16 protein-coding genes and 2 pseudogenes are annotated in these 19,656 nt (G+C 69.0%); 11 read left to right on the top strand and 7 right to left on the bottom strand.

The window, feature by feature from the left end:
* Positions 1–161: 161 nt before the first annotated feature.
* On the top strand, positions 162–3,539 hold the full coding sequence (locus ABZ717_RS14445; protein WP_358509619.1) for a hypothetical protein: 3,378 nt from the start codon (positions 162–164) through the stop codon (positions 3,537–3,539).
* Positions 3,540–3,596: 57 nt separating this feature from the next.
* On the opposite strand, the gene ABZ717_RS14440 is transcribed toward ABZ717_RS14445, so the two are convergent.
* Positions 3,597–4,454, bottom strand: a complete 858-nt coding sequence (locus ABZ717_RS14440) for an SDR family oxidoreductase (protein ID WP_358509617.1) — start codon at positions 4,452–4,454, stop codon at positions 3,597–3,599.
* Positions 4,455–4,567: 113 nt separating this feature from the next.
* On the opposite strand from ABZ717_RS14440, the gene ABZ717_RS14435 reads away from it, so the two are divergent.
* The 4 genes and pseudogenes from ABZ717_RS14435 to ABZ717_RS14420 all read left to right on the top strand — a co-directional run.
* Complete coding sequence (locus tag ABZ717_RS14435) at positions 4,568–4,951, top strand: winged helix-turn-helix transcriptional regulator (protein WP_358509614.1); 384 nt, start codon at positions 4,568–4,570, stop codon at positions 4,949–4,951.
* Positions 4,952–5,271: 320 nt separating this feature from the next.
* Positions 5,272–5,664 carry a hypothetical protein gene (locus tag ABZ717_RS14430; RefSeq protein WP_358509611.1) on the top strand — a complete coding sequence of 131 codons (393 nt, stop codon included), beginning with the start codon at positions 5,272–5,274 and terminating at the stop codon, positions 5,662–5,664.
* Positions 5,661–7,625, top strand: a complete 1,965-nt coding sequence (locus tag ABZ717_RS14425; RefSeq protein WP_358509608.1) for an esterase-like activity of phytase family protein — start codon at positions 5,661–5,663, stop codon at positions 7,623–7,625. The genes ABZ717_RS14430 and ABZ717_RS14425 overlap by 4 nt, the downstream gene beginning before the upstream one ends.
* A gap of 78 nt (positions 7,626–7,703) precedes the next feature.
* A pseudogene (locus ABZ717_RS14420) lies at positions 7,704–7,901 on the top strand (hypothetical protein); the annotation flags it as partial.
* Positions 7,902–8,310: 409 nt separating this feature from the next.
* On the opposite strand, the pseudogene ABZ717_RS14415 reads toward ABZ717_RS14420, so the two are convergent.
* Both ABZ717_RS14415 and ABZ717_RS14410 read right to left on the bottom strand, forming a co-directional pair.
* A pseudogene (locus ABZ717_RS14415) lies at positions 8,311–8,589 on the bottom strand (hypothetical protein); the annotation flags it as partial.
* 108 nt (positions 8,590–8,697) lie between these two features.
* Positions 8,698–9,264: an ATP-binding protein gene (locus ABZ717_RS14410; protein ID WP_358509606.1), complete on the bottom strand. Its 567-nt coding sequence runs from the start codon at positions 9,262–9,264 to the stop codon at positions 8,698–8,700.
* Positions 9,265–9,495: 231 nt separating this feature from the next.
* On the opposite strand from ABZ717_RS14410, the gene ABZ717_RS14405 reads away from it, so the two are divergent.
* Positions 9,496–10,362 (top strand): helix-turn-helix transcriptional regulator, encoded by an 867-nt coding sequence (locus ABZ717_RS14405; protein WP_358509603.1) that lies wholly within the window; start codon positions 9,496–9,498, stop codon positions 10,360–10,362.
* Positions 10,349–10,606 carry a DUF397 domain-containing protein gene (locus ABZ717_RS14400; RefSeq protein WP_358509600.1) on the top strand — a complete coding sequence of 86 codons (258 nt, stop codon included), beginning with the start codon at positions 10,349–10,351 and terminating at the stop codon, positions 10,604–10,606. The genes ABZ717_RS14405 and ABZ717_RS14400 overlap by 14 nt, the downstream gene beginning before the upstream one ends.
* Before the next feature lie 169 nt (positions 10,607–10,775).
* Here the strand turns inward: ABZ717_RS14400 and ABZ717_RS14395 are convergent, their stop codons facing one another.
* Positions 10,776–11,570: an SAM-dependent methyltransferase gene (locus ABZ717_RS14395; RefSeq protein WP_358509597.1), complete on the bottom strand. Its 795-nt coding sequence runs from the start codon at positions 11,568–11,570 to the stop codon at positions 10,776–10,778.
* 209 nt (positions 11,571–11,779) lie between these two features.
* Here ABZ717_RS14395 and ABZ717_RS14390 point away from each other — a divergent pair, with 209 nt between their 5' ends.
* A complete protein-coding gene (locus ABZ717_RS14390) occupies positions 11,780–13,105 on the top strand; it encodes a cytochrome P450 (RefSeq protein WP_358509594.1) in 1,326 nt (441 codons plus the stop codon).
* The gene (locus tag ABZ717_RS14385; protein ID WP_358509592.1) at positions 13,087–14,181 is read left to right on the top strand and encodes a cytochrome P450; all 1,095 of its coding nucleotides are present in this window, start codon (positions 13,087–13,089) and stop codon (positions 14,179–14,181) included. The genes ABZ717_RS14390 and ABZ717_RS14385 overlap by 19 nt, the downstream gene beginning before the upstream one ends.
* A gap of 68 nt (positions 14,182–14,249) precedes the next feature.
* Here ABZ717_RS14385 and ABZ717_RS14380 read toward each other — a convergent pair whose 3' ends face one another.
* Positions 14,250–15,560 carry an MFS transporter gene (locus ABZ717_RS14380; RefSeq protein ID WP_358509589.1) on the bottom strand — a complete coding sequence of 437 codons (1,311 nt, stop codon included), beginning with the start codon at positions 15,558–15,560 and terminating at the stop codon, positions 14,250–14,252.
* A gap of 80 nt (positions 15,561–15,640) precedes the next feature.
* On the bottom strand, positions 15,641–16,324 hold the full coding sequence (locus tag ABZ717_RS14375; protein WP_358509586.1) for a GntR family transcriptional regulator: 684 nt from the start codon (positions 16,322–16,324) through the stop codon (positions 15,641–15,643).
* 140 nt (positions 16,325–16,464) lie between these two features.
* On the opposite strand from ABZ717_RS14375, the gene ABZ717_RS14370 reads away from it, so the two are divergent.
* Together ABZ717_RS14370 and ABZ717_RS14365 are read left to right on the top strand one after the other, a co-directional pair.
* Positions 16,465–17,127 (top strand): histidine phosphatase family protein, encoded by a 663-nt coding sequence (locus ABZ717_RS14370; RefSeq protein ID WP_358509583.1) that lies wholly within the window; start codon positions 16,465–16,467, stop codon positions 17,125–17,127.
* A 358-nt stretch (positions 17,128–17,485) separates the two neighbouring features.
* Complete coding sequence (locus tag ABZ717_RS14365; RefSeq protein ID WP_358509580.1) at positions 17,486–17,785, top strand: WhiB family transcriptional regulator; 300 nt, start codon at positions 17,486–17,488, stop codon at positions 17,783–17,785.
* Between the two features lie 75 nt (positions 17,786–17,860).
* On the opposite strand, the gene ABZ717_RS14360 is transcribed toward ABZ717_RS14365, so the two are convergent.
* Positions 17,861–19,654, bottom strand: coding sequence for an ABC transporter ATP-binding protein (locus ABZ717_RS14360; protein ID WP_358509717.1), 1,794 nt, complete (start codon positions 19,652–19,654; stop codon positions 17,861–17,863).
* Positions 19,655–19,656 lie beyond the last annotated feature (2 nt).

The following is a 19,656-nucleotide window of genomic DNA, read 5'->3' as shown; positions in this document are numbered from 1 at the left end:
GTCCGAAACGTCCTCGGACGAAGCATCGTCCACCGCCGAAAAGGGAACTCGCGCCCCAGAAGTCCCACCCATGACCTCCGCACCACGCTAGGTCGCGATTGTGCGACCAATAATCGGAACCACCCCGATAGGGTCGCCTCGATCGGTACATAATGTGCCCCATGCGCGAAGCGGGGAAGAAGACCCGGATCGCCTTCGGCGCGATCCTCGCGGGTGTCCTCACGGCCGGCCCCTTCCTCTTGGAGGGGGAGGCCATCACACCCGGTGGCGAACCCGCCGTGTGGGTCGCCGCGGCCGCGGTGGCGGCCTACACGGCCTGGGCCGTCGTGGGCCCGCGCCGGTCGCCGCGGGCCGGTGCCGATACCGACGACCGCCCACGAGAGCCGGAAGGCCTCGGGCCGCACCATCCCGGGCCCGCACCGGCCCACCCGCTCCGTTCCGTCTTCACCTCTCCGGACGAATCCGCCCGCGAGGGTTCCCTCCACGACATCGACGCCGTGTTCGAGGACCTCGATCGTCCCCACCTGCTCGTGCTGGGCGAACCCGCCTCCGGCAAGTCCTACCTGGCCACCACCCTGGCCCGACGGCTCGCCCGACGCGACCCCGAACGGCACGCGCTCGTCCTGGACCTGGGTGTCTGGAACCCCGAGGCAAACGAGGACGTGGCCCTGCACGCCGCCCGGACCACCCGTCGCGGGTTCCATCCCGGCACCGATCCGCCCTCGGAGCGGGAACTCCACACGCTCATCCACCAAGGGCGCGTCCTCGTGGTTCTGGACGGCCTGGACCGGGTCCGACCGGCCTGGCGTCCCACCGCCCTGGCCGCCATCGAGGATTTCGGCGCCCTCGGCGCCCCTGTGGTCCTCACCTGTCGCACACGGGAGTTCGCGGCCCTCGAACGGCTCTCGCCCCACGCGTTGCCCGGCTTCGCCCGGATCACGCTCGCCCCGGTCGAGCCCTCCGAAGCGCTCGACCTCCTCACCGACACCGAACCCGCCCCGGGCATCGCCGTCGACGAGCCCCGGTGGGCACCGGTCGTGGAGCGGCTCGAACACCACCGCCGCGGCCCCCTCGCCCACGCGTTGCGCTCGCCCCTGGCCCTGGACCTGGCCCGCGTCGTCCATCGCTCACCGGGCACCGAACCGGCCGAACTGGCGGAGGTCGCCGAACGCTCCTCCCCGCTGCGCCACCTGGTCCACGAACGCCTCCGACAGGCCTTCGATGACGACGACATCGACCCGGGGCGCGCCCGCGGGTGGGCGGCGCACCTGGCCTACCACCTGTACTTCACCGGGCGGCAGCGCTTCCACTGGTGGCGCATGCACGTCGGGCTGGTGCCCCGGTGGTTCACCCACGCCCTGCTGCCCGCCCTGACGGCGGTGACCATCGCCGCGCTCGCCGCCCCGGTCCTGGGCACGGGCGCCGTCGGCGCCTCCCCCGAGTCTCCGATCGCGCTGGCCGCGCTCCTCGTCCTCGGTGCCCTGGGCGTGTTCTCCCCGTTGTGGCGCAACACCGACCTGTGCACGGAGGGGCACCCGAAGGACAACACCCGGGGGATGGAGTGGGATCGCCCCGCGCACGCGCTCTCGGCCCTGACGTACGGAACCCTCGTCGGCGTCGCGGTGGTCGGCGGGACGATGGGGCCGCTGCTGGGTGCCCTGTTCGGTGTCGTGCTCGGGTTCGTCCAGGGCCTGCTGAACCGGCCCCGCAACGGTCCTCCGATCGACGTCGGTCCCGGCGACGCGCCGGCCGCCGCCCTGCGGCTCGGTCTCGGGTTCGGTCTGTTCGGCGGGGTGTGCTTCGCGGTCGCCGCCTGGGCCGTCCCGAGCGTGGCCGGTCCCCTGTCGGTCGCCTGTTCGGCGTTCCTGGTGTGCGCGCTCACCTGTGCCCACCCGTTCGGGCTGTGGCCCTGGTTCCGCTTCCGGGTGAGCCACCTGCTCCTGGCCGCGCGCGGGCGGCTGCCCCTGCGGCTGGACCGATTCGTCGACCGGCTCGGCGAGGCAGGCCTGGTGCGCGGACACGGGTCGGCCTGGTGGTTCCATCACCCCCTGGTTCGCGACCACCTCGCCGACGACGTCGAGATCGCCCGGCTGACCGCGCACGTCCAGAGCCTGTACGGGGCGGCGGGGCAGGGCGGAGACCCCCAGGGGCGGCGCCTGGACGAGAGCGTGGAGTTGCACAACCTCGTCGAGTTGTACGCCGAGCGCGGTGACGTGGAGGCGCTGCACCGGTTGGTCACCGAACGGGAGAGCTCCACCGCCGAGGTCAGGTTGGCCGACGTGCTCACCGAACGCGGCGGGCGACGGCGGCTGCGCGACCTGGCGCGCGAGGGCAGCCACCCGGCACGCATTCGGTGGGCCGACGACCTCGTCGAACGCGGCGAACTCGACCAGGTGCGCCTGTTGGCGGCCACCGGTGACCACGTCGTCACCGAACGGTTGGCCGACGCCCTGTCCGCCTGTGGCGCCACCGGGGAACTGGCCACCATGGCCGACCGCGGCGGGTGGGAGGATCCGGCCGCCCAGGTCGCGCGGCTGCCGACCCTGCACCATGTGCCGGACGGAGCGCTGTGGACCGCCGCGCACGCGCTGGAGCGGTTGGGAACCTCGGCCCTGGCCGACGCGCCCCGCTGGCACGCCGCGCACAACCTGGCGGCGCTGCTGGCCGAGCGCGGCGACCTGGAGGGGCTGGCCGTACGTGCGGCCGAGGGCGACTGGTGGAGTTCGGAACGGTTGGCGTCCTCGCTCGCCAAGGAGGGGAACCTGTCGGCGTTAACCGCCCGTGCGGAGCGGGGTGACTGGTGGTCGGCCCAGCGTCTGGCCCCGGCGCTCATCGCCCGCGGGGACCTGGCCGGCGCCGCCCGGGTCCTGGAGTCCTACCAGGTCAGGGAGCACTGTTGGGCGTTCCTGGGCCAGGCCGACCTGTACGCCCGCGCGGGCGACACCGAGAAGGCCGTCCAGGTTTTGGAGGAGATCAAGGATCGGCACCGCGAACAGGTCGGCACGCACCTGTGGAGCATCGACGCCAAGATCATCGACCTGCACCTGGGCGATGGCAGGCCGGAGGCGGCCTTGCCGGAGCTGCGTCGTCAGGCCGACCGTGGGCGCGAGTGGGCCGGGCGTCGGCTCGCCGTGGTCCTGCGCGACCTGGGCCGGTGGCAGGAGTTGGAGCGGCGCGCCAAGCAGGGTGACGCGGGCGCGGCGTTGACCCTGGCCGACGCCCAGACGGCCGATGGGCACCCCGATCGCGCGCTGCGCACCCTCGAACTGGGCTTCGATCACCGCGCCGAGGAGATCGGCGCCGCGCTGGCCGACGCCTACGCGCGCCTGGGGCGGGTGCGCCGGCTGCGCCGCCTGGCGCGGAACGACGTCAGGGCCAGGCGGCGGCTGGCCCGCCACCTGGCCGAGTCGGGACGGGTGGAGGAGGCCATCGACCTGCTGCGGGGACGGGGGCGCCCGGGGGTCGAGCGCGACGCCGACACCACCCGGCTCCTGTTGGAACTCCACCGCTCCCGCACCGAGGTCCCCTCCCCCGCCTGACCGGGGCCGCTCCGGAAGGACGTCGTTCCGGGGCGGCCCCGGTCGGGCTGACGTGGATCAGGCGCCGGCGCGCAGGGTGTCCACGATCGGGGTGGTGGGCCGGCCGATCAGCTTGGACAGATGGCCCGGCTCGCCGTACAGCTCACCCTCCCGGGCGGAGGTGTCCAGGCCGACGACGAACTCCGCCGTGGCCTCGTCCAGGCCCGCTCCGGTGAGCACCTTGCGGTGTTGCTCCTCGTTCAGGTCGTTGTAGGCGACCTCACGACCCAGGACCTCCCCGATGGCCGCCGCCAGGTCGGTGTAGGTCCAGGCCTGGTCACCGGCCAGCTCGTATACGGCGCCGGCGTGCGCGGCGGGGTCGAGCAGGACCACGGCGGCGGCCTCGGCGTAATCCGCCCGCGAGGCACTGGACAGGAGTCCCTCACCCGCGCTGCCGACCACGGCACCGTGCTCGCGCGCCTGCTCCAACTGATTGACGTAGACCTCGCTGTAGAAGCCGTTGCGCAGCAGCGTGTGGGGCAGACCGGACTCGGCGAGGATCTGCTCGGTCGCCTTGTGTTCGGGGGCCAGGGACAGTGCGCTCCGGTCGGCCCGAAGGACGCTGGTGTAGGCGATGTGGCCCACAGCGGCCTCCTTGGCGGCCTCGATGGCGTTGCGATGCTGGCGGGCGCGCTCGCCGACCTCGCTGCCGGAGACCAGTAGGAGGGTGTCGGCCCCGGCGAAGGCGGCGCGCAGGGAGGCGGGGTCCTCGAAGTCGGCGCGCGCGGTGGCGACACCGAGCTCGGCCAGGTCGGCCAGCTTGGTGGTGTCACGGCCGGTCGCGGTGATCTCACCCGCGGGCAGGCCGCGCTCCAGGAGGGATTCGACGACGAGGCGGCCCAGGTGGCCGGTGGCACCGGTGACGACGACGGACATGCTGTTCCTCTGTTCTGTGACGGTTGGGGACGGTGTGTCCTGTCGATCGACAACGGCACCGGCCGACACCACATTCCTTGGGTGGGGTACGCACCTTTTGGTAAGTTGTGATCATGAGTCGAACGGAAACCGAAGAAGAGGCCGTGGGCCGGCGCGCGCTTCCCCTGATCGGGGGCCCCATCCTGAGCAGCGACTGCCCCTCCCGCGCCCTGATCCGCGACGTCACCGGCAAGTGGGGGCTGCTGGTCCTGGTCGCCCTGTCCGAGGGGCCGCGCCGGTGGAGCGAACTGCGCCACGGCATCGCCGTCATCAGCGAGAAGATGCTCGCCCAGACGCTGCGCACCCTGGAGGCGGACGGCCTGGTCCATCGTGACTCGCGCCCGGTGGTCCCGCCCTACGTGGAGTACGGACTGACCGCCCCCGGCGAAGAGGTGACCGCGTTGCTCATCCCCCTCCTGGAATGGGCGGGCGAGTACTCCGAGCAGCGGGAGGAGTGAACAACGGCTTACACATGAGCCCCCTGACTCACAAGAGATTTTTCGGACCACTCCTTCCGTTACGGACCCCAAGAAGCACTCAAACAATAGAACCAAAACAGCCGCACGCCAATTTCTATCACTCTCCTTCATGAAGGATCCGATTCCCGCGTTGTTTCTCCGTATCCTGGAGTCAGGGAACGTAGGTACGGCCTCCTTCGTTGTGAAGGTAGCCATCGGTTCCGGCAGCTTCCACCTCAGCCCTCCCACTTTCGGCCCTGGTCCAGCTCAGACCAGCGATGTAGACACTCAGCACCGAACCAGAATCCATGGGGTACGGCATGAACGTCCAACTGTCAGTTCACGGTCCGAACAACATCACCGAGCTCACATCGCTACATCGTTGGTTGAAGGCGAAGGGGGGAGAACTGCGCACCGCGGGCATCGCGATGGAACAAACGGTCGAAACCCCCGAACGACCGGACACCATGGGCGGTACCTTTGAAATTGTCCAGTTCGCCTTCGACGCCGTGGCCCAATACGGTGCGCTCGCCGTGGCGATCGCGTCCTGGCGCCGCGCCTACCCCTCGCGTTGCTCGTTCACGCTTGAGCGAGGTGACATCAAGATCACCCTCACCGAGGTAGAGCTCCGTGACATGTCCACGGTTCTACGTGCCCTCGAAGAACTGAGCGAGGAGGACGACCCCGGGGAGGAAGGGGAGGAAGAGGAATGACGGCACAGACGCCCTCGGAGCCGCTGGACACGGCGGAGAACGGGCCAGGTCGGCTGGATCCGACACGGTCGGCGTGCATCCTGATCGGAGTCGATGACTATCAGGATCTGCCGATCCTGAGGTCCGTGGAACGGAATCTGGATGACCTCAAAGGCATCTTGACGGACCCGGACATCTGGGGAATCCCCAATGATCGGATCTGGGTGGTGCGGAACCCCTCCCGAGCGGGCGATCTGACCGGTCCCGTGCGTGAAGCCGCAGAGCAGGCCGAAGACACCTTACTTGTCTACTACGCCGGACACGGTCTCTTGGAGTTCGGTGACGACCAACTCTTTCTGACACTCACGACTTCGGTGCACGGTCACAGGGAAACCTCGCTCACATATGGGGTACTCCGCGAGATTCTCAGGGATTCCAGAGAAAGCGTCAAACGGCGAATCGTGATCCTTGACTGCTGCTACAGCGGCAAAGCGCTGGACGGAGCGATGGCCGGCGCCGGAACGACCGTTCCGGACAAACGGCAGGTCGAGATCGAAGGTTCTTACGTACTGACCTCCACCACTGACAAGGAGAAGGCCGAGGCTCCTCCGCGATCTGTACACACCGCCTTCACCGGGGCACTCATCGATGTTCTCGCCCACGGTGATCCTGAGGTCAGGCAAGAAGAACTACTCACTCTCAACCAGGTCTATGCCCTGCTCAAAAGGAGACTGCTCAAGAAAGGCCTTCCTGAGCCACAACGACTGGATGAGAACGGTGTTGGAAACCTATTCTTCGTCCGCAACCGGCAGAACCCGCCTCCCGGCCCGCAGCCCGCCGCGACCGCGTCACGCCGCACGATGTTCATCGCAGCCACCACCGCCTTGCTCCTCGGTCTCGCTCTTGGGGTTGTGAGCGGCTATCAAGTGCGCGAATGGAACGATCCGCTCTCCGGTACCGCACCGATCCCCGGCCCCTGTGATGAGGAGGGTCGGGCACAACTCCTCGCTGTCTCGGATGAACTCGATCAGCCACCCCAGAACGAGTACATGGGGAGTCCGGTCGCAGGCCTCTCCGCCCTCGCCCTCACAGGGGACGACTCCCAGGCACTCGTCCTCCGCGACAATGAGCCCGCCCAGTTCTTCACCCTCACACTCGGAGACGCAGAGGACCTGGAGCCCACTGTCACCGGCATGACGGCGCTGTACGGGCCGGACGGCGAGCAGTTCGACGAATTCGACGGCGAGGGGTTGGTCATCGAAAATGGCGGCGAAACCATCCTGGTCGCCGCGGAGGGCCAACCCTCCATCCGCCGGTTCGGAATCGATGACGGCAAGCAGATAGGCGACCAGCTCCCTCTCCCAGAAAGTTTCCGTCCCGCCCCGGACGGAGAAGCGCAACGCGGGCGCAATCTCGAATCCCTCACCGTTACCCCCGACGGGGACTACCTGTACACGGCTTTGGAGGGCCCACTACTCAGTGACGAAGACGTACACGGACGCCACCAACTACGTGTCCAGCGCTATCGGGGCGAGCCCGGAGGCGAATACGAGCTCGACAGCCAGTACGGATACCGGACAGAAGTGGGCCTCTATCTCGTGGAGCTGGTCGCGATCGACGAGAACCGCCTGCTCGCCCTCGAACGTGGCCACCTCACCGGGCTTGGGAGTAGCATCCGCGTCTATGAAGTGGACCTCGGCGAGTCACCAGACGTGACCGGCATGGCTCTGCGCAAGGACACCGTCGACCTACTCACGCAGAAGAAACTCCTCTTCGACATGGCTGACTGCCCCGAGGGCGATATCGTCTCCAAGCAGACCCAGCCGAACCAGATCCTGGACAACGTCGAGGGCATGGCTCTGGGCCCTGAGGTGGAGGAAGGGCCGTACAAGGGCCGGCGCACCCTCTATCTCGTCTCCGACAACAACGGGCGCGACGCTCAGACGACCCGCCTCTACTCGCTCGCCGTCAGTCTTGGCTGATCCCGAAAGCCCTTCGGGTAGGTGACCGGGTTCTGGGGCCGGAGAGGAAACGTGGTCAGGTCCCTTCGGGGGGTTCCCGGTTGGCTACGCCAGTGCATCGAGGCGATCATCTAGACGTTGAAGGACCAGCTCGGCCTGGAGCGGCACCGTGCCCGGACCACCGAGGGGTTGTGGGCCCGGGTGTGCCAGAAAATCTGCGCGCTAAACGCATCGATCTGGCACAACTGGCTGACCGGTGCCCCGGTCAAGCGGTCGCTGATCGCCTACGACGACTGACCAGGACACCAAACCTCCATCAACGATCCAGCGGTAGCCGGTGGCTTGGGAGATGTGGTTGTCCCTGGACAGAGCATCGATGGCCGTGGCATCACGAAACCACCGCGAGATCAGGGCCGCCTGTTGTTGGCCTCGTGAGGTCGTCCCATATCTGGGCTGCTTCTGACGGCACCCTGATTCAGGGTGCGAGATGGTGGCCGGTACAACGGGATGCCCCGGGCTTTCCCCGGGCCGGGTGATGCGCGCCGGCATCGCCCGGCCCGGGTACGGGGAGGGTCAGATCAGGACCGGGTTCAGGTTCGGGTTCGTCGGATTCAGGTAGGGCCGTAGGAACGGGGTCGAGGGTCAGAAGTCGGGCGAGGGTCGCGGCGTCGGGCACCTCGGCCAGGCCGGAGGGGGTGGCGATCTAGAAGGACTGGGTGGCTTCGCCGAAGTAGATGAGCAGGTGGCTGTTCTGGGCCTGGATCTGAGCGGCTTGGGCGTGTTCGCGGGCGTACTCGGAGCGGTGTCCGCCCAGGCGGGGCAGGGTGCGGGCGCGTTGGGTGCGGCAGGTGCGGTGGGTGCAGGTAGCGCAGGCCGGGCCGGTGGTGGGTGTCGGGCGCGGTGGGGTGGGGGTGAAGGTCGTGCCGGTGGAGTTGGTGGGGCGGGTGTCCACGGGGCGACGGGGTGCGGGGATAGGGTGGTTCATCAGATCCTCGTTTTCCTGACACATGCTCTGTTTGGTTTCTGGGGGTTCAGGGCCCGGAAGAGCGTTGGCGCGCTCTCCTGGGCCCGTCTCATGTCTGCGACACGTCGATCAGTTGTGGGCGGCGGTGTTCCAGCCGCCGGCGGTCAGGTCGTAGGCCAGGTAGAGCCAGACGGTGCGGTACTCGGCGTTGCCGTTGTCGCCCCAGGTGGTGGCGAAGGCATCGACCATGGCCAGGCCCCGCCCGGATTCGGCTCCCAGGTTCAGCCCGCCCGGGGCCGGGATCAGGCGGGCGTTGCGGGTGCACAGCCCGCCCCGGTCGCGGCAGGCCAGGCGGAGTCCTTCCTTGTCGCGGCGCACCCGCAGGGTGTAGGTGCCGCCGGGCTGTCCGGACAGGCTGTGTCGGAGCGCGTTGTTGGCGAGTTCGCTGCCCAGCAGGGTGAACAGGTACCGGTAGTCGCCTGTTTCGGTGGCCGCGCAGGTGTCCAGGAACGCCCGCACCAGCGGCATAAGGGCAGGGACGCCGGCGAAGTCGTAGCTGCGCGCCCGGTAGTTGGGACGCTCCGGGAGACCGGAGAAGTAGTGGCGCTGGAAGGGCCGGATGAAGCTGGCCAACGGCACCATGGCTTCTCCCGGGACCGGGACCGGGACGGTGGGCGCGAAGGCGGTTTCAGGCATGACGAACACACTCCTTGGCATGGTTGGACACATGAGTCGGGGGATCGTGCGAAGCACCCGTTGAAGGAGTCTCACGGAGGCCGTGACGCGCGGAACGGGCAAGGCATAGCCTGGACAGATGAACCCTGAGTGATCCATTGGTCACTGACTACACCCCCATCATGAATCGCGATATACATGCTGTCAATACTAAAACTCGATATACGAAAACTTTCTGGATAGGCTTCCCCCATGAACCATCCGATCAGTCCCACCGTGCGACGACAAAGGCTCGCCCGGGAACTCCGCCGCTTGAGAGAGGATCGCGGCCTCCAACTCTCCGCAGCCGCCAAGGAAGCTTCCGTCCCTCCCTCCACACTGAGCAACATCGAGTCCGCTGAAGCCCGCCGCGTCAAGCCCCGCGACATCGATGCACTCGCTGAGCTTTATGGAGCTTCCGCTGACATACGCGCCGCCCTCCAAGAACTGGCTCAGGAGTCGAAGGAGAAGGGCTGGTGGTCAAAGTACAAGGATGTGTTCGGCGGTAACGCCCTGCCAGACTTCGAGGTTGAGGCTTCGATGATCCGCATGTATCAGTGCCAGGTCATCCCCGGCCTGCTTCAGACGCCGGACTACGCTGAAGCCGTCTTCCGTGGCGGAGGTGCCTACACAGATGAAGAAGTCAGGCGCCATGTCGACGCTCGTATCCAGCGTCAGCACGTTCTCTCCAGACACAATCCGCTACACCTGTGGGCGGTGATCGACGAAGCAGCCTTCCACCGGCAGGTGAGCGACCTGTCCGTGATGCAGGAACAACTTCAGCACCTGATCAACATGGCGATGCGTCATAACGTGAACATCCAGGTCTTGCCGTTTCAGGCTGGTATGCATGCAGCGCTATCCGGGTCGTTCTTTCTCCTGGACTTCCCTAGCGAGCTCGATCCGAGCATCGTCTACACCGAGACCTCGACGGACAGCCTCTTTGTCCAAGAGAGTGCCTCAGTACAGCGATATGTAACGATCTTCTCTAACCTGAACGCAGCCGCTCACCGCCCAGCGGAGAGTATTCAGTTCCTACAGCAGACCCTGGAGTCGTACACACAGCATGTCCACGACTGACGATCTGACCTTCTTCAAGTCCAGCTACAGCGGCGACCGCGCGGAGTGCGTAGAGGTTGCACACACCCCCACCAAATTCCAAAAGAGCAGCTACAGCGGCGCTGGCCAGAACTGCGTCGAGGTGGCCGAACTCCCCTGCGGCGCAGTCATCCGCGACTCCAAGCACCCCGCCAACGGCCACATCCCCTTCTCTTCCTCCGAGTGGGACGCCTTCCTCACCACCGCCCGCGCCCCTCAGCCCTGACCCGGCCTGACCCCGCCCACATCCGGCTCTGAACTGCGATGATCTTGCTTGTAGCTCCCATTCGGGCGCCCAAATGGGCGCTACGAGCAAGATCATCGCCAAAGGGCGCCAGAGCCGGCCACCTCTAGGACGGAACCCCCGCCGGGTCGTCCCACTCCCCTACCAGCTGTCAGACCTTGCGACCGACACCCCCGTACTGGTCGACCTCAGCGGGTCCCTCGTCACCTGCGACGGCGGGTCGCCAGCGGGTCACCGAGACCACGCCCGGATCGAGGAGTTCGAGACCCTCCAGGTATCCGGCGATCTGTTCGGGGCTGCGCGGGATGTAGGGGACCGCGCCGCTCTCGTTGTACTCGTCTTGGGCCTGAACGTTCTCCTGGCTGTGCACGTTGCTGCCCTCGCTGATGGTGAGGTGACTGCCCGGGGGCAGGCCCGCCAAGAGCCGGCGCACGATGGAGACGGCCTCGTCGTACTCTTGGACGTGCCCCAGGACCCCCATCAGCATCAGGCCCACCGGCCGTTCCAGGTCCAGCAGTCGTCCGGCCTGTTCGAGGATGGCTTCGGGCTTGTACAGGTCCTCGTGCACGTACCAGGTCCGCCCTTGGGGCGTGCTGGTCAGCAGGGCGCGCGCGTGGGTGAGGACGAGCGGGTCGTTGTCCACGTAGACGATCCGGGCGTCCGGAGCCACCGCCTGGGCCACCTCGTGGGTGTTCTCGGCGGTGGGAAGCCCGGTACCCACGTCCAGGAACTGGCGAATACCGCGCTCACCGGCGAGGTGACGGACGGCGCGCCCTTGGAAGGACCGTGAGGAGCGCGCCATGCGAGCGATACCGGGGAAGACCTTCAGGAACCGGTCCCCCGCTTCTTGGTCGACCGGATAGTTGTCCTTACCTCCGAGCCAGTAGTTCCACACCCGGGCCGAATGCGGAACCGTGGTGTCGATGTCCGTGTCCTTTTCGTTCATTGCGTCCCATCGTCGGTCGGCGTGTCATGGATGTTCCGATCCTACGGACCCTGCACCACACGCAAACCCCTACGCCGCAAGGGATTCCAACGCATCGAACGGAACGGGTGGTGTCCGGTTCCGGGACCACCCGCGGGATGGGACAAAAATCCCGAAACTCCCTTTACACTTGTCCCGCCCACCAGCCGCCCACGTAGTTCAGGACACGTGTGACCACCTGCCCCCACGCTCGATTGTTCGATCCCGAGTACCACGCCGCCCCCCACACGATCCACCGTCACCTGACCACTGAGCACGGCGGCGTTCACCCCGCGGAGATCGCCCCCGGCGTCAACGCATGGATCGTCACCGACTACGCCACCATCACGGCCTGGTGCCGCGACACCCGGACCTTCCGCCGCGATTCACGGCTCTGGCGCGACTGGAGAGAAGGCCGCGTCCCCGACGACTCCCCCGTCGCCGCGATGATGGCCCACCGCCCCAACCTGTTGTACGCCGACGGCGAGGAGCATGCCAGGCTCAAGCGGGTCGTGGTGGACTCCCTGGGGCGAGTGCCCGAGAGCCGAGTCGGTGACGTCACGCGACGACACGCCGACGCGCTCATCGACGCCTTCGTCGAACAGGGCGAGGCCGACCTGGTCGCCGAGTACACCCGGATGCTGCCCCTCATGGTGATGGCCGACCTGTTCGGTTTCTCCAGGGACGTGGCCGAACGGGTCCTCACCTCCATCAGCGAACTGTGGGACGGGACCGACGTCCTGCGCGCCAACCAGGAGTACGAGCGGGCCCTGTCCGACGCCGTCTCCGCCAAGCACGCCGAACCCGGCGAGGACATCACCACGTGGCTTCTCCAGCACCGGGCGGGGCTCTCCGACGAGGAGATCCTGCACCAGATGGTGGTGACCTTCGGTGCGGGCGCCGAACCCACCGCCAACCTCGTCGCCTCCAGCGTGCACGTCCTGCTCACCGACCCCGAGACCGCGAGTGCCCTCGGCGGCACCCGGGTCGGTGTGGCCGAGCTCGTGGACCAGGTGCTGTGGCGCGAACCACCGATCACCAACTACCCGGTGCTGTACCCGACCCGGGACGTTCCCGTCGAGCGCGGCGGCGTGATCAGGGCCGGAGAACCGATCCTGCTCGGTTACGCCGCGGCGCACCACGCGATGGCCGGCGCCTCCGATGACGTCGAACGGCACAACCGTGCCCACCTGGCCTTCGGTGTGGGTCCGCACCGCTGCCCCGCGCGCGGGTTCGGCCAGGCCATCGCCGAGGTCGCCGTCCAGTCACTGGTCCAGCGCCTGCCCCGACTCCGGCCGAGCGATCCGACCCCGCACTGGCGGGTCTCGCCGTTCGCCCGAGCCCTGTCCACCCTGCCCGTCACCTTCACACCCGGCATTTCGAAGGGAACCCCGTCATGGCAGAACAGCGCCCCGTCCTCCTCCCCCAGGACCTCCCCCGACAGGCCGCCCGCCTCCGCGAGCTCGGACCCGTCGTCGAGGTGGAGATCGTTGGTGGGGTGGTTGTTCGGGCGGTGACCGACCACGCGGTGCTGACCGAGGCGCTCGCCCACCCCGGGGTGCGCAAGGAGCTGCGGCACTGGCGGGCGTGGAACGACGGCGAGATCCCCATGGACTGGCCGCTGGTGTCGTGGGTGGCGCCCGACAACATGCTCACCGCCGACGGTGACCGGCACCGCCGGTTGCGCACACTGGTCTCTCAGGCGTTCACCCCGCGCCGGGTGGAGGCGCTGCGGCCTCGGGTCCGGGAGATCACCTCCGAGCTGTTGGAGGAGATCACGGCGGCCGGGACGGAGACGGTGGACCTGAAGGAGGCACTGGCCCTACCACTGCCCATCACCGTCATCTCCGAACTGTTCGGGGTGGCCCCCGAGCACCGGGACGTCCTGCACCGGATGATGCACACGGTCTTCGACGCGAGCACCACCCCCGAAGAGGCCGTCCGCCTCCACGGCGAGATGCAGACGTTCCTGGCCGACCTGGCCGCGGCCAAGGCGAAGAACCCCGGTGACGACCTGACCAGCGCCCTGTTGGAGGCGCGGGCCGAGGGCGAGGAGCGGCTCTCCCAGAGCGAACTGGTGTGGACGCTCATCTTGATGATCGGCGCGGGCTACGAGACCACGATGAACCTCATCGGCAACTCCGTGTACGCGCTGCTCACCCACCCCGACCAGCTGGAACTGGTCCGCTCCGGCCGGGCCTCGTGGTCGGACGTGGTGGAGGAGACCCTGCGCTGGGACGCGAGCATCCAGTACCTGCCGCTGCGCTACACCGCCGAGGAGGTCACCCTGGGCGGCGTCACCGTGCCGGCCGGGGAGGCCCTGCTCATGGGCTTCGGCCCGGCCGGGCGTGACCCGAAGCACCACGGTGCCGACGCCGAGGGGTTCGACCTGACCCGCGAGCAGCGCGGCCACCTGGCGTTCTCCTACGGGCCGCACTTCTGCCTGGGCGCGGGTCTGGCCCGTCTGGAGGGGACGACCGCCCTGGAGATGCTCTTCGAGCGCTTCCCCGGTCTGGCCTTGTCCGGGGAGGCCGTGCGCGAGCCCTCCATCGTGGCCAGTGGTTGGTCCGTCCTGCCCGTCCGCACCTCCTGAACCCCCGGCCCTGGGCCGGGGACGCGACCATGTGTCCATCGGCCCGGGGTCGTCCACACCCGACCGGGTCAGACCCGGGACGTTCGAAGGTCCTCCGGGTCGAGTGCGGTGGGCAGGTGGCGGCGCCACGACAACGCCACCACCACGACGCTCAGGATTGCGAGCGCGACCCCGACCGCGAACATGGTCGGGTAGTCGAACCGGCGGGCCAGTCCCGCCAACGCCGCAGGGACGAAGAAGCCCAGGTAGGCGAGCGAGTAGTAGACGGCGGTGAGCCCGGCCAACCGGTCGGGCCCCGCGATGCGCTGGACCTCTTGGAGACCGGAGACCAGCAGCAGCCCGTAGGCGGCGCCGAGCACCGCGGCGGCCACCAGCGCCATCGGGACGGTCAGGGTGCTCGCCGCCCGAACGGCCAGGGCCATGCCGAGCGCGGTCAGTCCCAGGGCGAGCACGACCGCCCGGGAGGAGTGCGGGTTGTCCACCCACTTGGCCGCCTGCTGGCTGAGGACACCGCAGGCCAACGCCACCAGGCACAGCAGTCCGGAGAAGCCGACCTCGTAGCCGGGCACCCGGTGGGCGACCAGGTTGGGCAGGACCGCGTAGGCGGTGGCCGAGGTGCCGAAGACCCACGGTGCCATGGGCACGACCACCAGTAGGAACCGGCGATGCAGCGCGGCCGGGACCAGCATGTCGTCCAGGAGACGCCCCGAAGCGGCACCGTCTCCACGCGCCCGTGGAGAGTGGGTCTCGGGGGCGCCCAGCATGACCACCGCCAGGATCACGGTGAGCACGATGTTGACCACGTACGGCAGGACGGCCGACAACGGGGAGAACTGGGCGATGGCGGCGGCGGCCACGGCCCCCAACAGGAACCCGAGAGTCAACGAGAGCGAGGCCCGGACCGCCCCGGCCCCCGCCGACGCCTCGGGGTCGAACGGCGCCTGGGACAGTTCCTTGACCCAGCTCGTGCCCACCGCCATCACCAGGCCGAGCGCCAGTCCCGAGAACACGCGTCCGGCGAACAGCAGGGCCACCGAGTCAGGGCCCGAGGCCAGCAGGGCGCTGCCGATCACGCACAGGATCGGTGCCGGGATCATGAGGGGGCGGCGCCCGTAACGGTCGGACAGCGGGCCACCGACCAGTAGCGCGGGCACGATCCCCAGCACGTAGGCGCCGAGCAGGATGTTCACGACCTGCACGCTCATGCCGCTGTCGAGGCGGTACATGACCAGCAGCGGCGTGAACTCGTTGCCGCCCCAGGCGACGGCGACGAGCATCCCGCAGGCGGCGAGCCACCCGGGAAGTCGACGTCGGGCGGTCCCGTCCGCGTTCCTTCGATCGCGTGCGGGCCGGGGTCTGTGGGCCTCGATCGTGGCCATGGTCGCTGTTTCCTCCTGCGTTTCGGGGTCAGGGAGGGGGTCGGGGTCGGATTCGTGTCCGAGGGTTCAGGGGGCGGGGGTCACACGGTGGAACCGTGGATGTCGTTCAGGTGCTCGGCGGTGGCCTGGGCGAACCCCTCGGCGTCGCCCGCCTCGATGAGCTCCGTCAGCCCGGCGTGCTGGGCGAGCACGAGTTCCGCCCGGTCGGTGTCATCGCTGATCGACTGCGTGGTCATCCGCCGGTGGCGGTCCTGGAGGAGTTGGTAGAAGTTCTGGAGGATCGAGTTTCCGCCGGCCGCGACCACCTCCCGGTGGAACTCGACGTCGGCGCGTGTGAAGGCGGCGAGGTCGTCCGCCTCCCAGGCACGCCTTTGCGCTTCGGTCACCTCGCGCAGGCGTCGCACCAGGCGCTTGGAACGGCTCTTGGACACGCACACGCTCCGGACCGCGGCGGACTCGATGATCTGGCGCGCCTGGAGCACCTCGCGGAACTCGTGCGGCGGCACCGGCCGGACCATGGCACCGCGCTTGGGGTACAGGCGCATCCAGCCCTCGGCCTGGAGTTGCAGGAAGGCCTCGCGCACCGGGGTCCGACTCATCCCCAGTTCCGTGGCGATCCCTCCTTCACTGAGCATGCTGCCGTCCTCGTACTCCCCGTCGAGGATCCGGTCGCGGACCACGGTGTAGGCCCGACCCGCCGCCGATTCGGGGGCGGTGGCCGCTCCGACCAGCGGCACTTGCCCTTCGACACCACTCGCGCCCACGAGACCTCCCAGGTTGGATACAACATAGATACTAGTCGTACACCAGGAGCTTCGGCCGTGGAATCGGTACCGTGCGGCTGAGACCAAACCCACCTCACCCGTACTCGGGTTTCGCGGCGCCGATGGCCGACCATGGGGGCATGCGCCTTTCCCTTCTTCGTCACGGTCAGACCCCCTCGAACGTCGCCGGCCTCCTCGACACACTCGCTCCCGGGCCTGGACTCACGACCCTGGGCCACCGGCAGGCCGCGGCGGTGCCGAACGCGCTCCAGGAGCGCGAGATCGACGCGCTCGTGGTCTCTCCGCTGCTGCGCACCCACCTCACCGCGGCTCCACTGGTCGACGCCTTCGGCAAGGAGGCCGTGATCATGGAGGGGGTGAGCGAGGTCGAGGCCGGCTCGCTGGAGATGGGCGCGGATCCGGCGGCGCACCGGACCTACGTGGACACGGTGTTCGCCTGGGCCCGCGGCGACGTGGACCTGCGTATGCCGGGTGGTTCGGACGGGCGCGCCTTCTTCGACCGCTACGACGAGGCGGTGCGTCGGATCGCCGAGCAGGGGTGGGAGGACGTCGTCGTGGTCTCCCACGGCGCCGCGATCCGGTCCTGGGCCTGCGCCCGCGTCGCCGGTATCGACGTCACCTCGGTCGCGCGCACCCCGCTGGCCAACACCGGCCTGGTCGAGATCGAGGGCGACCCCGACTCGGGTTGGCGTCTTCTCGGTTGGAGCAGCGGCCCGGTCGGCGGCGCCCACCTGCTGAACCAGGACGGCAGCGATCCGACCGGCGAGGCCGTCAGCGCCTGAGCCCGATCGACCGGAACGGTCGACTTGATACGACTCGGCACCACGCGCTCGACACACGAGGTCAGATTTCCATAACGTTCGGTCGACCCATCGCGCATTGACCGGACAGCCCGAAGCAATGGTGGCATGATGACGGGCACAAGGCGGGCGGAAGCCGTCACCACTTCCGCCGCCGATTCGCGTGAGAAATCCCCGCCGACCGCACCTGCCTCAGCGGCCGCCATTCTCCGCACCCGCACATCGCACGATATTCGCGCCGTAGGCGTCCCTCCGGCGTATTGGCGATCGCACGGCGATCAGCCATCGGTGACCCGTAATCGCCCTCTTGGCCTGTGTTGTTCGAAAAGGTGGTTCCCACATGTCCCGGCCCCGTCGTCGTTCCGCGTTGCTCCCGACCCCGAGCTGGGGGTGGCAGGACGCCGCAGCCTGCCGAGGCGAGGACCTCGCGCTCTTCTTCGGTCCCGAAGAGGAGTCCTGGCCACAGCGCGAGATGCGTGAGCGCCGGGCCAAGCAGGTCTGCGCGGGGTGCCCGGTGCGCACCTCCTGTCTGGACCACGCGGTCTCACGCCCGGAGAAGTACGGCACCTGGGGCGGCCAGAACGAGGACGAGCGCACCTCCGAGCGTCGCCGTCGTCTGCGCCGCGCCAACGCCGCCTGAGTCCTTGGAGGGTCTTACCCCACGCTCCGGCCCCGCGCTCGGTTGAGCGCGGGGCCGGAGCGGTATCGACACGGGTCAGCGTTGCCAGCTGCGCCAAAGACGTGCGTAGCGGCCCTCCAGGGCGACCAGTTCCTCGTGCGGCCCCTGCTCCACGATCCGGCCCTGGTCCATGACGACCACCCGGTCGGCGGTGGCCGCCTGGGTGAGCCGGTGGGCGACCACCAGGGTGGTGCGGCCCTTGGTGGCGGCCACGGCGGCCTCCTCCAGTCGACGGGCGCCGGAGCTGCCGGCCTCGGCGGTGGCCTCGTCCAGCACCGCCAGGTCCGGGTCGGCCAGCGCCAACCGGGCCAGGGCCAGGTGCTGGGCCTGCTCGGCGGTGAGGGCGTGTCCGCCCTCGCCCACCACGGTGTCGATCCCCTCGGGCAGGGCGCGCACCCAGTCCAGGGCGCCCACCGTCTCCAACGCCTCCTCGGCCTCGGCGGCGGTGGCCTCGGCCCGGACCAGGCGCAGGTCCTCCAGGAGGGTTCCGGCGAACACGTGCGTCTCCTGGCTGACCAGGAACACGTGCTCGCGCACTCGCCGCTCCCCCATCTCCTCCAGGGGGATCCCGCCCAGGCACACGGTGCCCGAAGTGGGTGTGCGCAGGCCGCTGACCACGGCGGCCAGGGTGGTCTTTCCGGCGCCGCTGGCCCCCACCAGGGCGACGCGCTCGCCCGGGGCGACGGTGAGCGAGACCCGGTCCAGGGCCTTGGGCGCGTCGGTGGCGTAGACGTGGCTCACCGCGTCCACGTGCAAGGACGACCCGGCCGGCCCCTCCTCGGCGCCGGGGTCCTCCGCCTCCGGCAGGTCCACCACCCCGGCCAGGCGGGCCAGGCTCGCCCCCGCCTGCTGGACGTCGTTGAAGGTCATCACCAGGAACCCGACGGGTCCGAACAGCCGGTGGAAGTACAGGGCGGCGGCGGTGACCATCCCGACTGTGGCCAGGTCACCGCGCACCAACCAGAACCCGACGACGAGCACGGTGCCCAGGCCGACCAGTTCGGAGCCGTTCATGCGGGCTCCGAGCCTGGTGAACAGGCGGAACACGTCCAGGGTGAGCCGCATGGCGCTCAGCGAACGGTCGGCGATGCGTTCCTCGTGTTCGGCCTCCAGCCGGTAGGCGCGCACGGTGTCGCGTCCGCGTAGGGCGCCCATCATGGCGTGCGAACGCTCGCCCATGGCCACGCGTTCGCGGGCGTAGAAGGGGCCCGAGAGCGGCATGTACCAGCGCACCGCCCACACGTAGAACGGCAGGGCGGCCAGTCCGGCCAGGCCCAGACGCCAGTCCAGGGCGGCCATGCCCGCGGTGGTGAGCACGACGGTGGCCAGGGCGGTGACGACCTCCGGACCGTTGCGGGCGATGGCGTTGGTGACCACGGCGACGTCGTCGCCCACGCGGGAGAGCAGGTCCCCGATGCGCACGCGTTCCAGACGGACGGCGGGCATGTGCAGGACGCGGCGCATGACGCGTTCGCGCAGGCGGGCCAGGATGGTCTCGCCGAGCCGGCTGACCTGCCAGGCCCCCAGTCCGACGAGGACGCCACCGATGGCCGCGGCGGCGGCGATGAGCGCGGCCGAGCGCAGGATGGCCTCGGCCCCGGCGCCGTCGTTGATGTCGTCGACCATGCCGCCCAGTACCCAGGGGGCGACGAGTCCGGCGGCGCTGCCGGCAAGGACGGTGAGCAGCGCCAGGGCGGAGGTTCCGGGGCGGGCGCGCAGCCCTTGGAGGAACACCGCCCAGGTGCGGCGGGCCGTGGCCGTGGGCAGCAGTTCGGTGGTCGCGGTCGGGGTTCGGGGGCCTTCGAGGGGGTCCTCGACCTCGTGGTGGATGG

This window comes from Nocardiopsis sp. NPDC006832, assembly GCF_040635885.1.
In the GTDB taxonomy this organism is placed as follows: Bacteria; Actinomycetota; Actinomycetes; order Streptosporangiales; family Streptosporangiaceae; genus Nocardiopsis.
Note: the sequence above shows the minus strand (reverse complement) of the source record. Positions and strands in the feature narration are given on the sequence as shown.

Coding starts and splice junctions, on each gene's coding strand:
- ABZ717_RS14445 (WP_358509619.1), top strand. CDS start 162: ATGCGCGAAGCGGGGAAGAAGACCCGGATCGCCTTCGGCGCGATCCTC.
- ABZ717_RS14440 (WP_358509617.1), bottom strand. CDS start 4,454: ATGTCCGTCGTCGTCACCGGTGCCACCGGCCACCTGGGCCGCCTCGTC.
- ABZ717_RS14435 (WP_358509614.1), top strand. CDS start 4,568: ATGAGTCGAACGGAAACCGAAGAAGAGGCCGTGGGCCGGCGCGCGCTT.
- ABZ717_RS14430 (WP_358509611.1), top strand. CDS start 5,272: ATGAACGTCCAACTGTCAGTTCACGGTCCGAACAACATCACCGAGCTC.
- ABZ717_RS14425 (WP_358509608.1), top strand. CDS start 5,661: ATGACGGCACAGACGCCCTCGGAGCCGCTGGACACGGCGGAGAACGGG.
- ABZ717_RS14410 (WP_358509606.1), bottom strand. CDS start 9,264: ATGCCTGAAACCGCCTTCGCGCCCACCGTCCCGGTCCCGGTCCCGGGA.
- ABZ717_RS14405 (WP_358509603.1), top strand. CDS start 9,496: ATGAACCATCCGATCAGTCCCACCGTGCGACGACAAAGGCTCGCCCGG.
- ABZ717_RS14400 (WP_358509600.1), top strand. CDS start 10,349: ATGTCCACGACTGACGATCTGACCTTCTTCAAGTCCAGCTACAGCGGC.
- ABZ717_RS14395 (WP_358509597.1), bottom strand. CDS start 11,570: ATGAACGAAAAGGACACGGACATCGACACCACGGTTCCGCATTCGGCC.
- ABZ717_RS14380 (WP_358509589.1), bottom strand. CDS start 15,560: ATGGCCACGATCGAGGCCCACAGACCCCGGCCCGCACGCGATCGAAGG.
- ABZ717_RS14370 (WP_358509583.1), top strand. CDS start 16,465: ATGCGCCTTTCCCTTCTTCGTCACGGTCAGACCCCCTCGAACGTCGCC.
- ABZ717_RS14365 (WP_358509580.1), top strand. CDS start 17,486: ATGTCCCGGCCCCGTCGTCGTTCCGCGTTGCTCCCGACCCCGAGCTGG.